The organism is Pseudomonas sichuanensis (genome assembly GCF_024749065.1).
Classification (GTDB): Bacteria; Pseudomonadota; Gammaproteobacteria; order Pseudomonadales; family Pseudomonadaceae; genus Aquipseudomonas; species Aquipseudomonas sichuanensis.
The window spans coordinates 454374-468834 of record NZ_CP087185.1 but is presented as its reverse complement, the minus strand read 5'-3'; the positions used below and the strand labels follow the sequence as shown (position 1 = coordinate 468834).

The following is a 14461-nucleotide window of genomic DNA, read 5'->3' as shown; positions in this document are numbered from 1 at the left end:
TTCCTTCTCACAGGAATAAGGTGGCAGCCGTACGCGGGGTGAGAAACCGGCCAACTTGGAATCCGGCCAGGCGATAGCCTGCCCGCGCACGGCTGCCATAAAGCATGCCTCGGCGCTCAAGTTGAAGGATGGGTTTCTCACGCCCAGTCACCGAATGTGCGGCGACCGCAAGAAATTAGCCGTGAAGAGTTACCCGTGCAGCCAGACCAGAGCGACAAGGCAAGTAGGATAATTCCCTATCTTTAGATGGTCTGTAGGAATGGTTGGATAGCCCATCGCAGCAGATGCCGAACAGACGGGGTATCCAAGGCTACAGCCCTTTATCTGCGACATATCCAGCAATTCTCTCCCCCTCCCTCTTCTCCCCTCCCCATTTAGGCTGACAGCAGTCCGCCCTATTGACGCTTTGGCGACCACACCACAAACTATACGCAGGATACGTACAAAAGCATGGATGCGCTATTTGTCGAATTACCCGCCTTCGAGCGCTATCGCCCTCAACTTCTGGACGATGAGGATTTCAGCCTGCTGCAGCGATTGCTCCTGATGCACCCACATGCCGGCGATGTCATCAAGGGCACGGGAGGCCTGAGGAAGGTGCGCTTCGCGGACACTCAACGGCACAAGGGCAAACGCGGTGGCACGCGGATCATCTACTACTGGTGGTCTGCCGGGCAGCAGTTCTGGCTGTTCACGCTCTACGGCAAGGACGTCCAGGACGACCTGTCAGCCCAGCAACGCCAAGCGCTCAAGCACCTGCTGGAACGCGAATACCTGATGAGGACAACCAATGCCACGCAACATCTTCACTGAACTCACCGAAGGCTTCGACGCCCTCGCCGGCGAACGGGCCGGCAAGCTCACCCTGCGCTCGCACAAGGTCGAATTCGAACAGTTGGCACCGCTGGTACCCAACGAACTGATCGAACTGCGCCAGCGCCTGAACATGTCACGCGCGGTGTTCGCCGCCTACCTGCGCACCAACGCGCGCACATTGGAGAACTGGGAACAAGGCCGCTCCCAACCCAACGCCCAGGCCATCGCCTTGATCCGCCTGGTGCAGAAATACCCCGAGACAGTCGAGCATCTGGCGTCTTTGAGCTGATTCGTCGATATGAGATGCCATAGCGACATATCGACGAAACAAACTACATAACGACGCCACTCTGCATCTTATTTACGAACACCGCACTTCATAAAATGGCCACCAGTCATTCTCTATACTCAGGCTCCGCCCCCTGCGCAGCCTCTCTGGCAAGGTCATTACATGAACAAGAACAACCGCCACCCCGCCGACGGCAAGAAACCCATCACCATCTTCGGCCCGGACTTCCCCTTCGGCTTCGATGACTGGCTGGAACACCCGGCCGGCCTGGGCAGCATCCCGGCGGCGCGGCATGGCGAGGAAGTGGCGATTGTGGGGGGTGGCATTGCCGGGCTGGTGGCGGCCTACGAGTTGATGAAGCTAGGCCTCAAGCCGGTGGTGTACGAGGCGTCGAAGCTGGGAGGACGCCTGCGTTCGCAAGCCTTCAATGGCACTGATGGCATCGTTGCCGAGCTCGGCGGCATGCGCTTCCCGGTGTCGTCCACGGCGTTCTATCACTACGTCGACAAGCTGGGCCTGGAAACCAAACCCTTCCCCAACCCGCTCACCCCTGCCTCGGGCAGCACAGTGATCGACCTCGAAGGCCAGACCTACTACGCCGAAAACAAGGCCGACCTGCCGCAGCTGTTCCACGAAGTGGCCGATGCCTGGGCCGACGCCCTGGAAAGCGGCGCACAATTCAGCGATATCCAGCAGGCCATCCGCGACCGCGATGTGCCACGCCTGAAAGACCTGTGGAACAAGCTGGTGCCGCTGTGGGATGACCGCACCTTCTATGACTTCGTCGCCACCTCGCGCTCGTTCGCCAAGCTGAGCTTCCAGCACCGCGAAGTGTTTGGCCAGGTAGGCTTCGGTACCGGCGGCTGGGACTCCGACTTCCCCAACTCGATGCTGGAAATCTTCCGGGTGGTCATGACCAACTGCGACGATCATCAGCACCTGGTCGTCGGCGGCGTCGAGCAGGTACCGCAGGGTATCTGGCGCCATGTGCCGGAGCGTTGCGCCCATTGGCCGGCCGGCACCAGCCTGCGTTCGCTGCACGGCGGCGCACCGCGCACCGGGGTCAAGCGCATCGCTCGGGCCTCCGATGGCCTGCTGGCCGTTACCGACAACTATGGCGACGTACGCCACTATGCGGCGGTGCTCACCACCTGCCAGAGCTGGCTGCTGACCACCCAGATCGACTGCGAGGAGGCGCTGTTCTCGCAAAAGATGTGGATGGCCCTGGACCGCACCCGCTACATGCAGTCGTCGAAGACCTTCGTGATGGTCGACCGGCCATTCTGGAAAGACAAAGACCCAGAGACCGGCCGCGACCTGATGAGCATGACCCTGACCGACCGCCTGACCCGCGGCACCTACCTGTTCGACAACGGTGACGACAAGCCAGGGGTGATCTGCCTGTCCTACGCCTGGATGAGCGATGCCTTGAAGATGCTGCCGCACCCGACCGAGAAGCGCGTGCAGCTGGCCCTCGACGCATTGAAGAAGATCTACCCCAAGACCGACATCGCCGGGCACATCATCGGCGACCCGATCACCATTTCCTGGGAGGCCGACCCGCACTTCCTCGGCGCCTTCAAGGGCGCGCTGCCGGGCCACTATCGCTACAACCAGCGCATGTACGCGCACTTCATGCAACAGGACATGCCCGCCGAGCAGCGCGGCATCTTCATCGCCGGTGACGACGTGTCGTGGACCCCGGCCTGGGTGGAAGGCGCGGTGCAGACTTCGCTGAACGCGGTGTGGGGTATCATGAACCACTTCGGTGGCCAGACCCACCCGGACAACCCAGGCCCGGGCGATGTGTTCGATGAAATCGGACCGATCGCCCTGGCCGACTGAGCGAAGGAGTAGCGTGATGCGCATCGCCCTGTTCCAGGGCACGCCCGGCCCCCTGGACGTGCCCGGCAACCTCGAACGCCTGCAGCACCAGGCCCAGCTGGCTGCCCAACAAGGCGCCCAGTTGCTGGTGTGCCCGGAGATGTTCCTGAGTGGCTACAACATTGGCCTGGACCAGGTGGAACGCCTGGCCGAGGCCGACGATGGCCCTTCGGCGATGACCGTGGTGGAAATCGCCCAGGCTCAGCGCATCGCCATCGTCTACGGCTACCCCGAGCGGGCCGACGACGGCGCGATCTACAACAGCGTTCAGTTGATCGACGCCCACGGCCGCAGCCTGTGCAACTACCGCAAGACCCACCTGTTCGGCGAACTTGACCGTTCGATGTTCAGCCCGGGCGCCAATCACTTCCCGGTGGTCGAGTTGGACGGCTGGAAGGTCGGCCTGCTGATCTGCTACGACATCGAGTTCCCGGAGAACGCCCGGCGCCTGGCACTGGCTGGCGCCGAGCTGATCCTGGTGCCGACGGCGAACATGGCGCCGTACGACTTCGTCTGCCAGGTGACCGTACGCTCGCGGGCGCAGGAGAACCAGTGCTACCTGGTCTACGCCAACTACTGTGGCAGCGAAGGCGAGATCCAGTATTGCGGGCAGAGCAGTATCGTCGGGCCGGACGGCAGCCTGCTGGCGATGGCCGGGCGTGACGAGGGGTTATGGCTGGCGGAGCTGGAGCACGAGCGAGTGGTGAAAGGGAGAGAGGCGTTCCCGTACCTGGCGGATCTGCGCCGCGACCTGCACTGACAGAGGGCGCATACCAGCGCGCACCTTGTGGGAGCGGCTTCAGCCGCGAAGCGGACGACGCTGTGGATGGCACCGGCTTTGCCGGTGTTCGCGGCTAAAGCCGCTCCCACAGGTCCCCCTAAATCAGCAAGTTATGTGCAGTTCTATGAGAGCCTGCTCGGCGGCGAATGGGCCAGGACAGACAACATCGCTTTGGCGCGCTAGCATGGCGCCATGCCCGACACTACCCGTCACCTGAACCTGCCCAACGGCCTGCACCTGACCCTGCGCCACGCCCCGCGCCTCAAGCGCGCCGCTGCAGCCTTGCGGGTACACGCCGGCAGCCATGATGCGCCAGCGAAGTGGCCGGGCCTGGCCCATTTCCTTGAACACCTGTTCTTCCTCGGCACTGCCCGCTTCCCGTTGCAAGACGGCCTGATGCGCTACGTGCAGGGCCTGGGCGGCCAGGTGAACGCCAGCACCCGTGAGCGCACCACCGATTTTTTCTTCGAGGTGCCGCCCGTTGCACTGGCCGGTGGCTTGGAGCGCCTGTGCCAAATGCTCATCGAACCGGACCTCGGCCTGGAACGCCAGCGTCGTGAACGCGAGGTCATCCACGCCGAGTTCATCGCCTGGTCGCGCAACCCCGAAGCCCAACGCCAGTTCAGCCTGCTGCAGTCGGTGTCGCCACGCCATCCACTCAGCGGCTTCCATGCGGGCAACCGGCACAGCCTGGCGCTGCACGCTCGCGGCTTCCAGCAGGCACTGAACACTTTCCATCGGCGTTACTACCAGGGCGGCCAGATCACCTTGAGCCTGGCCGGGCCACAGCCACTGGACGAGCTGGAGCAATTGGGCGAACAGTTCGGTGCGCTGTTCCCGGCCGGTGTGCGGGAACAACGGGATACCCCTGCGGCCCTGCTCGACGGGCAACTACGGCCCCTCGCGGCCAGCGGCTCACGCCATGACCTGCTGTTCGCCCATGAAGGCCTGCCCGCGGCGGCAGAACAGGCACTGGACCTGCTACTGACCCTGCTCAACGACAGCCGACCGGGCGGCTGGCTGGCCGAACTGCGCCAGCGCGGCTGGCTGCAGGGCTGCACGACGCAAGTGCTTTATGCCCACGCCGGGCAGATGCTCTGGCATATCCAGCTGCTGCTGCCCGCCACTGCCTCACTGAGCACGGCACAGTCGATGCTGCACGGCTGGCTGGGCTTCATCCGCAGGCAGCCGGCTGCCCAGTTGAACGATGCCTACGCCCAGTTGCAGCATTGCCGCGAGCAAAGCTGCAGCGCGCTCGAACTGGCGCGCCGCGACAGCAGTGGCCAGCCCTTTGAGAAGCTCGATGCGCAGGGCCTCGCTGCCTTCGCCACGTTGCTGGACAGCTTGCCTCACGCAGGCCGCGGCCGCTGGCAGTTGCCACCCGCAGAGCCGCTGCTGGACAGCACGATGCCAGCCCGCAGCGCCCCACTACCCACGGCCCTGACCCTCGACGACAACCTGCCGCCCAACCGCCAGTTCGCCAGCCTCTACTTGCGTTGGCATATCCCGTCACCGCTGCGCCAACGCTTCCAGGCAATCATCGAACGCGCCCTGCAACCGCTGCAGGAGCGCGCCGAGCGTGTTGCCCTGCAGTTGCGTTTCAGTGCCAGCGGTGAGTACTGGCAACTGCAGGCCGCCGGCCAGCCGATGGCGGTGATCAGAGGTATCGAAGAGGCCCTCGCGCTCATGCAAAGCCCCGCCGCCGAGCACTGGACTGCCCCTGCTGCCGTGGAACCGGGGCTGATCCCGATACGTGCCCTGCTCAAGGCACTACCGGATGCGCTGATGGCCGGTGAGGAACAACCGCAGCCATCCTGCATCCTCACCCCGCCCTGGCTCGACTCACTGTGGCAGCAAGCCCGCTGGCAGGGCCTGGCAGTGGGCTTCGCGGCATCCCAGCACAACCCCCTGGGGGCTGCTTTGCAGGGGATCATGGGCCAACCCGGCACACCCAGGGCGAAGGTGGCGATCACTGGCCGGCAGTGGCGGCAGGTACACACGTCTGGCAGCGAGCCGGCACTGCTGCTGTTCTGCCCGTTACCGACTGAGCTGCAGGCGGCCGGCCGCCTGCTCGCACACTTGCTGCAAGGCCCGGTGTACCAACGCCTGCGGGTCGAGCTGCAGCTGGGATATGCCGTGTTCAGCGCCTTTCGTCAGGTCGAAGGAGTTGGCGGGCTGCTGTTCGGCGTGCAATCACCCCATGCCAGTCATGAGCAGATCCTCGGGCACCTGCTCCAGTTGCTGGAGGGTGGTGTTAGCCTCGACAGCAACGCCCGCCAGCAGCTTGCCGGGCAGTTAGAAGAAAGCGCCATGGGCAACGCCGAAGTCGCGGAATGGGCGTGGCAGGCACATCTGGCGACACAAAATTCGGATCTTTCCCACATGAGCAGGTCTATTCTCACTGTCGGGCAAGCGCATCTGGACGACCTCCTGCGCCGGTTGCTCGACGCCGAGCACGGTTGGCTATGCCTCGCCAACGCTGCGGCACCAAACACGAGCTGGCACTGACGCGCAGCCGATTGTTACCCATCATGCAATGGCGCTTTTCGAAGAATTAACCTTTCAGTACAAATTTTTCTTGTAAGATAGCGCAATCTCAGCCAATGGAACCGCGCACTCCAAGCGCGGCCCAATGAGTAACCGATCAACCCACCCCATCCGGAAGGAGTCAACCCATGTGGACCAAACCTGCCTACACCGACCTGCGTATCGGCTTCGAAGTCACCATGTACTTCGCCAGCCGCTAAGCGCCAGTGTGATTCGACGCCTCGGCCAGCCGGGGCGTTGTCGTTTTTCGGATACGGTTTTCGGGTAAAGATCAGCCATGTACATCCAGATTCTCGGTTCCGCCGCCGGCGGCGGGTTCCCCCAGTGGAACTGCAACTGCGTCAACTGCAAGGGCTACCGCGACGGCACCCTGCGCGCCAGCGCGCGCACCCAGTCGTCGATCGCCCTGTCCGACGACGGCGAGCACTGGATCCTGTGCAACGCCTCGCCCGACATCCGCGCCCAGTTGCAGGCCTTTGCGCCCATGCAGCCGGCCCGCGCCCTGCGCGATACCGGCATCGACGCTATCGTTTTGCTCGACAGCCAGATCGACCACACCACCGGCCTGCTCAGCCTGCGCGAAGGCTGCCCGCACAAGGTGTGGTGCACCGACATGGTCCACCAGGACCTGACCACCGGTTTCCCGCTGTTCACCATGCTCAGCCATTGGAACGGCGGCCTGACCTGGAACCGCATCGAGCTCGAAGGCAGCTTCGTGATCGACGCCTGCCCCAACCTGCGCTTCACCCCCTTCCCCCTGCGCAGCGCCGCACCGCCTTACTCGCCGCACCGCTTCGACCCGCACCCGGGCGACAACCTGGGCCTGCTGGTGGAGGACACCCGCACCGGCGGCAAGCTGTTCTATGCCCCTGGCCTGGGCCAAGTCGACGACAAGCTGTTGCAGATGATGCACGGCGCCGACTGCCTGCTGGTCGACGGCACCCTGTGGGAGGATGATGAGATGCAACGTCGCGGTGTTGGCACCCGCACCGGCCGCGAGATGGGCCACCTGGCGCAGAACGGCCCAGGCGGCATGCTCGAAGTGCTGGACGGCTTCGGGCGCCAGCGCAAGGTGCTTATCCACATCAACAACACCAACCCGATCCTCGACGAAGACTCGCCGGAAAAGGCCGAGGTGCTGCGTCGGGGTGTGGAAGTGGCCTTCGATGGCATGAGCATCGAATTGTGAAGGTGCTGCACAAGCCTGTGGGAGCGGGTTCACCCGCGAATGCGGCAGTGATTGCACCGAAGCATTCGCGGGTAAACCCGCTCCCACAGGGGCCGATGTTTCATTCCAAGGGAGTGCGCTGAATGAATGACGCAACACCGATGTCCCCTGCCGAATTCGAGCAGGCCCTGCGCGCCAAGGGCGCCTATTACCACATCCATCACCCGTTTCACGTGGCGATGTACCAGGGCCGCGCCAGCCGCGAGCAGATCCAGGGCTGGGTGGCCAACCGCTTCTATTACCAGGTCAACATCCCGATGAAGGATGCGGCGATCCTGGCCAACTGCCCGGACCGCGAAGTGCGCCGCGAGTGGATCCAGCGCCTGCTCGACCATGACGGCGCCCCAGGCGAGGACGGCGGCATCGAGGCCTGGCTACGCCTGGGCCAGGCCGTGGGCCTGGACCCGGACCAGTTGCGCAGCCAGGAGTTGGTGCTGCCCGGCGTGCGCTTTGCCGTCGACGCCTACGTCAACTTCGCCCGCCGCGCCAGTTGGCAGGAGGCTGCCAGCAGCTCGCTGACCGAACTGTTCGCCCCGCAGATCCACCAGTCGCGGCTGGACAGCTGGCCGCAGCACTACCCGTGGATCGACCCGGCCGGCTATGAGTACTTCCGCACCCGCCTGGGCCAGGCCCGCCGCGATGTGGAACACGGCCTGGCGATTACCCTGAAGCACTACACCACCCGTGCCGGGCAGGAGCGCATGCTTCAGATCCTGCAGTTCAAGCTGGATATCCTCTGGAGCATGCTCGACGCCATGAGCATGGCCTATGAACTGAACCGCCCGCCCTATCACAGCGTCACGGCTGAACGGGTCTGGCACAAGGGGATCGCCCTATGAGCTTCAATCGTGAACAGGTGCCCGCCTGGCGCCCCGGCTACCGTTTCCAGTACGAGCCGGCGCAGAAGGGCCATGTGCTGCTGTACCCCGAAGGCATGATCAAGCTCAACGACAGCGCCGGTCTGATCGGCGGGCTGGTCGATGGCCAACGCAGTGTTGCGGCGATCATCAGCGAGCTTGAACAGCAGTTCCCCGGTGTGCCCGAAGTCGCCGACGATATCGAGCAATTCATGGAGGTGGCCCGTGCCGAACACTGGATCACCCTCGCCTGAGGTGCCGGTCGGCCTGCCCTTGTGGCTGCTGGCCGAGCTCACCTACCGCTGCCCGTTGCAGTGCCCGTACTGCTCCAACCCGCTGGACTTCGCCGAGCAGGGCAAGGAGCTGACGACCGAGCAGTGGTTCAAGGTGATGGCCGAAGCCCGCGAGATGGGCGCTGCGCAAATCGGTTTTTCCGGCGGCGAGCCGCTGGTGCGCCAAGACCTCGCCGAACTGATCGGCGAAGCCCGGCGCCTGGGTTACTACACCAACCTGATCACCTCCGGCATCGGCCTGACCGAGCAGAAGATTGCCGCCTTCAAAGAGGCCGGGCTGGACCATATCCAGATCAGCTTCCAGGCCAGCGACGAGCAAGTGAACAACCTGCTGGCCGGCTCGAAGAAGGCGTTCGCGCAGAAACTGGCGATGGCCCGGGCAGTGAAGGCCCACGGCTACCCGATGGTGCTCAACTTCGTCACGCACCGGCACAACATCGACAAGATCGACCGCATCATCGAACTGTGCATCGCCCTGGAAGCCGACTTCGTCGAACTCGCCACCTGCCAGTTCTACGGCTGGGCGCAGCTCAACCGCCTGGGCCTGCTGCCAACCCGCGAGCAGCTGGAGCGCGCCGAGTGCATCACCAACGAGTATCGCGCCAAGCTCAAGGCCGAAGGCCACCCCTGCAAGCTGATCTTCGTCACCCCGGACTACTACGAAGAGCGCCCCAAAGCCTGCATGAACGGCTGGGGCAGCCTGTTCCTGACCATCACCCCCGACGGCACCGCCCTGCCGTGCCATGGCGCGCGCCAGTTGCCGGTGCAGTTCCCCAATGTGCGCGAGCATGACCTGCACCACATCTGGTACGACTCGTTCGGCTTCAACCGCTTCCGCGGTTATGAGTGGATGCCCGAACCCTGCCGCTCGTGCGACGAGAAGGAAAAGGACTTCGGCGGCTGCCGCTGCCAGGCGTTCATGCTCACCGGCGATGCCAGCAAGGCCGACCCTGTGTGCGGCAAATCGCCGGACCACGGCATCATCCTCAAGGCCCGCGAGGAGGCAGAGCACGCCACCCTTGCCATCGAAGAGCTGACTTTCCGCAATGAGCGCAACTCCCATGTCATCGCCCGCGGCTGAATTCAGCGCCGCACAGGCGGTGGCCGCCGGCACCGACTTCGCCGAGCTCAAGGCCGGTGAGCAAGGGTTGTTCTGGAATGAATTCCGCCCAGCCGACGGCGCTTGCCGTATCTGGCACTGGCGCAACCAACAGGCCCACTGCCTCACCCCCGATGGCTTCAGTGTGCGCAGCCGGGTGTACGAATATGGTGGCGGCAGCTTCTGCCTCACGGGTGATGGCCTGGCGTTCGTCAACGAGAACGATCAACAGGTCTATCTCCAGGCGCTCGATGGCACGCCACCTCGCGGGCTGACCCAGCACATCGATTGCCGTTACGGCGACTTGTTGTGGCACGCGGGTGAGGTGCTGGCGGTCGAGGAGCGTCATGGCAGCCACGTCGAGCACCGCTTGGTTGCCCTTGCCGAAGGCCGGCGCGATGTGCTCGCCGAAGGCGCCGACTTCTATGCCACACCGGCCATCAGCGCCGATGGCTGCCGCCTGGCCTGGATTGAATGGGACCGCCCGCATCAGCCCTGGACCGTCACCCGCTTGATGTGTCGCAAGCGCGATGCCAGCGGTGCGTGGGGGGCACCACACTGCATCGCCGGCGGCGCAGAGTCCCTGCAACAACCGCGCTTCGATGCTCAGGGCCGCTTGTACTGCCTGTCTGACCTCGACGGCTACTGGCAGCCCTGGGGCGAGGTCGATGGGCACTGGCAGCGCCTGCCCTCGACAATTGCCGACCACGCCGCGGCTCCCTGGCAACTTGGGCCGTGCACCTGGCTGGCACTTGGCCCGCAAAGCTACCTGGCCAGCTGGTTCGAGGACGGCTTCGGCCAGCTCGGGCTACGCAGCAACACGGGCGAGATGGTGCGTTACGCCAGCGCCTATACGCGCTTTCGCAGCCTGGCCATGGATGCAGGGCATATCTACGCCATCGCCGCATCGCCGATCAGCCCGCCGGCAGTGATCGCCATCGACCGCAGCAACCATGACGTCCAGGTACTGGCAGGCGGCGCGCAAGTACTGCCTGCCGCGCACATCAGCACCCCGCAGCCGATCCGCTACGCCAGCGGCGATGGCGTAGCCCACGGCTTTTTCTACCCTGCCATGGCCGGTGGCACACCGTCGCCACTGTTGGTGTTCATCCACGGCGGCCCGACCTCGGCCTGCTACCCGGTGCTCGACCCACGCATCCAGTACTGGACCCAGCGTGGTTTCGCCGTCGCCGACCTCAACTACCGCGGCAGCAGCGGCTATGGCCGTGCCTACCGCCAGGCATTGCATCTGCGCTGGGGCGAGAGCGACGTGGAGGATGCCTGCGCCGCCGTCGCCCACCTCGCCTCACAGGGCCTGATCGAGCCGAGCCAGGCCTTTATCCGCGGCGGCAGCGCCGGCGGCTATACCACCTTGTGCGCCTTGGCGTTCCGCCAGGTCTTCCGCGCCGGTGCCAGCCTTTATGGCGTCAGCGACCCTGAGGCACTTGGCCGCGCGACCCACAAGTTCGAGGGCGATTATCTCGACTGGTTGATCGGCGACCCGCTGCGCGATGCCGAACGTTATCGCCAGCGCACGCCGCTGCTGCACGCCGGGCGGATCAAGGTGCCGGTGGTGTTCTTCCAGGGCGAGCTGGACGCGGTGGTGGTGCCGGAGCAGACCCGCAGCATATTCGACGCCCTCAGGGCCAACGGCATCGAGGCCGAGGGGCATTTCTATCCCGGCGAGCGGCATGGGTTTCGCCAGGCGGCGAACCTGGCGCATGCGCTGGAGCAGGAGTGGAAGTTCTATTGCCGGGTGTTGGGCCGGTAGATGGACGGGGCTGCCTTGCAGCCCTTTCGCCGGCAAGCCGGCTCCCACCTGAGCGCGCCGAACTCAAGACCTGCACTTTGCCTGTGGGAGCCGGCTTGCCGGCGATGAGGCTACCCGGGCATCAACGCTTGGCGATGATGTACACCGCATGCACGATGCCCGGAATGTACCCCAGCAAGGTCAGCAGGATGTTCAGCCAGAACGCCCCACCGAAACCCACCTGGAGGAAAACCCCCAGTGGCGGCAGGATGATGGCGATGATGATGCGAATGAAATCCATGCGAAACGCTCCTTGAAGGGTTTCAACAAAGACTAGCCGCACCGCCCGGTGGTTCCATCACTGAACGCCAGGCAAAAAAAACGCCCCGAGCCAAACACTACAGGCCAAGGGCGATGCGCAGAAACGCGAGACGGTTCGTTGAAATTCGTTACCCCGGGTGCGCGGTCAGGCCGACACTTCGCGGCGGTTGGCTTGCTGGGCGTGCACACGGGCAAAGGCGCGGGCCAGGCGCAGGAGCATCTCGTCGATGTTGCCCTTGCTCACGGTCAGGGCCGGCGAGAAGCGCACCACATCGGCCTGCGGTGCATTGAGCAGCAGCCCTTCATGCAGCGCGGCCTCGACCAAGGCTGCGGCGGCGTCATCGCGCAACTGCAGGCCCCACAGCAGGCCCTGGCCGCGCACTTCGCCCTGGCCATAGCGCCCGGCCAGGCGGCTGAGGCCGTCGCGCAGGTGCCGACCGCTGTCCTGTACCTGCTCGAAGAACCCCGGCTCCAGCACGGTCTGCAACACCGCAAGCCCAGCGGCGGTCATCAGTGCGTTGCCGTGGTGGCTGCCTTCCAGCTCGCCGGGGGCGGCGCAGCAGGCCGAGCCACGGGCCAGTAACGCCGCCAGTGGCACACCGCCGCCCAGGCCCTTGCCCAGGGTGACGATGTCGGCCCGCACGCCGTAGGTGTGTTCCGCCAACAGGGCACCGCAACGCCCTACGCCGGTTTGCACCTCGTCGAGGATCAGCAGGATGCCCAGTTCACGGCACAACTGCTCGACACCCTTGAGGTATTCACGGGTGGCCGGGATCACCCCGGCCTCACCCTGGATCGGTTCGAGCATGATCGCCACGGTGCGCGAGTCCACTGCCGCATGCAGCGCGGCGAGGTCGTTGAACGGCACCTTGCTGAAACCCGGCAGCCCCGGCTCGCAGCGGTTGCACGGCAACGGGTCGGAAGCCGACAGCGCACCCAGGCTTCGCCCGTGGCAGCCCTGGCTGGCGGTAATGATGTGGTAGGCGCCGTTACGGTGCAGCTGGCCCCACTTGCGCGCCAGCTTGATCGCCCCTTCACAGGCTTCGGCGCCGCTGTTGAGCAGGTAGGCCTGGTCGCTGCCGGTGCTCTGGCACAGGAGCTCGACCAGCCTGAGCAGGCTGCGGCTGTGGTAACCCGCGCCCGGGTTGATCAATGCCTGGGCCTGGTTGCCCAACGCCTTGACCAGCACGTTCGGGCTGTGGCCGAGGCTGTTGACCGCGCCGCCCTGGGTGAAATCCAGGTAGGCATGCCCTTCACTGTCCCACAGCCAGGAACCCTGGCCACGCACGAACACCTGCGCCGCACGCTCGCTGCCGGGCATCAGCCGTTCACGCGATAGCTGCGCCGTGGCGGGCTCGGGCATCGGTACCGGCTTGGGAGCTGCCACGGCAGGGGCCGGGCGGCGCAGGTTGAACAGGTTCATCAGGGCTCCAGCCATTCACGGTCGGCGGCGGTCAAGGCCTCCGGTCGAATGCCGGATTTGATATTTTGCCTTGCCTATCAAAAGTGTTTTTCATCCGGGGTAACAATCGCCTCGATGATCGCTGTAACCCACTGGAATACGGCGATAGACTAGGCCTCGGGGCGCTTCGGGGCCATTTGGATTTTGCAGCTTTTTCGATAAGTATCACTTATGGATTTTCGCCAACTGCGTTATTTCGTCGCGGTGTATGAAGAAGGCCATGTGGGCCGCGCCGCCGAACGCCTGTCACTGTCCCAGCCGGCCCTGTCGCAACAGATCCGTCAGTTGGAGCACAGCCTCGACCTGAGCCTGTTCGAACGCAGCAACAAACGCCTGCTGCCAACCCTGGCCGCCCACACCCTGTACAACCACGCTCTGCCACTGCTCGATGGCCTGCAGCGGGCCCACGAGGCCATGCGCAACTTCAAGGGCCAGTCGCTGCGTACCCTGGCCATCGGCGTGCTGCAGACCGTGCGGCCAAGCCTGGTGCCGCAGCTGCTGGAACGCGTGCGCAAGGCTCAGCCGCACCTTGTGGTGCAGATCTATGAACTGTCGGGGCTGGAGATCGAGCGACGCTTGCTCAACGGCAACCTGGATATCGGGATCAGCTACCTGCCACCGCGCCAACCGGGACTGCACGGCTTGTTGCTGTATGAGGACGAATTGCAGCTGGTCATCCCCAATACCCACCCCTTGAAAGACTTCAAGAAGGTCTCGCTACGCCAGGCGGCCGAACTGCCGATGCTGATGCTGGGTGAAGAGTTCCAGATCCGCCAGATCTGGAAGGCGCAACTGGCCAACCTGGGCCGCAGGCCGCAGGTACAGGCAGAGATGAACAACATGGCGGGGATTCTCGACAGCCTGGCGCACACGGCGCTGGCCACCGTCCTGCCAGGGCGGGCCAAAGAGGCTGCCGAGGATGACCAGGCACTGCTGTGGAAGCCCTTGAGCGAGCCGCGGGTACCGCTGAAGGTCGGCCTGGTATTCCGCGATGCCCAGCGCCAGCAGGCGTCTGTGGAGCTGCTGCGCACCCTGCTGGAAGCAGAGACCGACGCGCGTCAGCTGGGTGTGTCACCGCTGGACGTGCTCGGCTGAAAAAACACAGGCACAAAGAAAACCCCGCCGAAGCGAGGT

At 64.6% G+C, this 14461-nt stretch carries 14 protein-coding genes; 12 read left to right on the top strand and 2 right to left on the bottom strand.

What is annotated here, in order from left to right; genetic code table 11:
- Nucleotides 1-450 precede the first annotated feature (450 nt).
- The 11 genes from LOY51_RS02155 to LOY51_RS02105 all read left to right on the top strand — a co-directional run bounded on the left by LOY51_RS02155 (nt 451) and on the right by LOY51_RS02105 (nt 11565).
- Entirely contained in the window at nt 451-813 is a 363-nt protein-coding gene (locus tag LOY51_RS02155) for a toxin (RefSeq protein ID WP_125462334.1), read from the top strand.
- Nucleotides 791-1105: a helix-turn-helix domain-containing protein gene (locus LOY51_RS02150; protein ID WP_110994302.1), complete on the top strand. Its 315-nt coding sequence runs from the start codon at nt 791-793 to the stop codon at nt 1103-1105. Before LOY51_RS02155 ends, LOY51_RS02150 begins: the two co-directional genes overlap by 23 nt.
- Nucleotides 1106-1267: 162 nt before the next feature.
- Nucleotides 1268-2950 carry a flavin monoamine oxidase family protein gene (locus tag LOY51_RS02145; protein ID WP_125857196.1) on the top strand — a complete coding sequence of 561 codons (1683 nt, stop codon included), beginning with the start codon at nt 1268-1270 and terminating at the stop codon, nt 2948-2950.
- Nucleotides 2951-2966: 16 nt separating this feature from the next.
- Nucleotides 2967-3749 (top strand): carbon-nitrogen hydrolase family protein, encoded by a 783-nt coding sequence (locus tag LOY51_RS02140; RefSeq protein ID WP_258644184.1) that lies wholly within the window; start codon nt 2967-2969, stop codon nt 3747-3749.
- Between the two features lie 213 nt (nt 3750-3962).
- Nucleotides 3963-6278, top strand: coding sequence for a pyrroloquinoline quinone biosynthesis protein PqqF (gene pqqF, locus LOY51_RS02135; RefSeq protein WP_258644183.1), 2316 nt, complete (start codon nt 3963-3965; stop codon nt 6276-6278).
- Nucleotides 6279-6445: 167 nt separating this feature from the next.
- A complete protein-coding gene (pqqA, locus tag LOY51_RS02130; RefSeq protein ID WP_008365141.1) occupies nt 6446-6517 on the top strand; it encodes a pyrroloquinoline quinone precursor peptide PqqA in 72 nt (23 codons plus the stop codon).
- A gap of 77 nt (nt 6518-6594) precedes the next feature.
- The gene (gene pqqB, locus LOY51_RS02125; protein ID WP_258644182.1) at nt 6595-7506 is read left to right on the top strand and encodes a pyrroloquinoline quinone biosynthesis protein PqqB; all 912 of its coding nucleotides are present in this window, start codon (nt 6595-6597) and stop codon (nt 7504-7506) included.
- 122 nt (nt 7507-7628) lie between these two features.
- On the top strand, nt 7629-8384 hold the full coding sequence (gene pqqC / locus LOY51_RS02120) for a pyrroloquinoline-quinone synthase PqqC (RefSeq protein WP_125857192.1): 756 nt from the start codon (nt 7629-7631) through the stop codon (nt 8382-8384).
- Nucleotides 8381-8656 (top strand): pyrroloquinoline quinone biosynthesis peptide chaperone PqqD, encoded by a 276-nt coding sequence (gene pqqD / locus LOY51_RS02115; protein WP_110994308.1) that lies wholly within the window; start codon nt 8381-8383, stop codon nt 8654-8656. The genes pqqC and pqqD overlap by 4 nt, the downstream gene beginning before the upstream one ends.
- A complete protein-coding gene (pqqE, locus tag LOY51_RS02110) occupies nt 8628-9776 on the top strand; it encodes a pyrroloquinoline quinone biosynthesis protein PqqE (RefSeq protein ID WP_258644181.1) in 1149 nt (382 codons plus the stop codon). The genes pqqD and pqqE overlap by 29 nt, the downstream gene beginning before the upstream one ends.
- Nucleotides 9742-11565 (top strand): S9 family peptidase, encoded by a 1824-nt coding sequence (locus tag LOY51_RS02105; protein WP_258644180.1) that lies wholly within the window; start codon nt 9742-9744, stop codon nt 11563-11565. The genes pqqE and LOY51_RS02105 overlap by 35 nt, the downstream gene beginning before the upstream one ends.
- A gap of 121 nt (nt 11566-11686) precedes the next feature.
- On the opposite strand, the gene LOY51_RS02100 is transcribed toward LOY51_RS02105, so the two are convergent.
- Both LOY51_RS02100 and LOY51_RS02095 read right to left on the bottom strand, forming a co-directional pair.
- A complete protein-coding gene (locus LOY51_RS02100) occupies nt 11687-11845 on the bottom strand; it encodes a YqaE/Pmp3 family membrane protein (RefSeq protein WP_009681539.1) in 159 nt (52 codons plus the stop codon).
- A gap of 165 nt (nt 11846-12010) precedes the next feature.
- Nucleotides 12011-13288: an aspartate aminotransferase family protein gene (locus tag LOY51_RS02095; protein WP_258644179.1), complete on the bottom strand. Its 1278-nt coding sequence runs from the start codon at nt 13286-13288 to the stop codon at nt 12011-12013.
- Nucleotides 13289-13498: 210 nt separating this feature from the next.
- Here LOY51_RS02095 and LOY51_RS02090 point away from each other — a divergent pair, with 210 nt between their 5' ends.
- Nucleotides 13499-14422 (top strand): LysR family transcriptional regulator, encoded by a 924-nt coding sequence (locus LOY51_RS02090; RefSeq protein ID WP_125462327.1) that lies wholly within the window; start codon nt 13499-13501, stop codon nt 14420-14422.
- Nucleotides 14423-14461 lie beyond the last annotated feature (39 nt).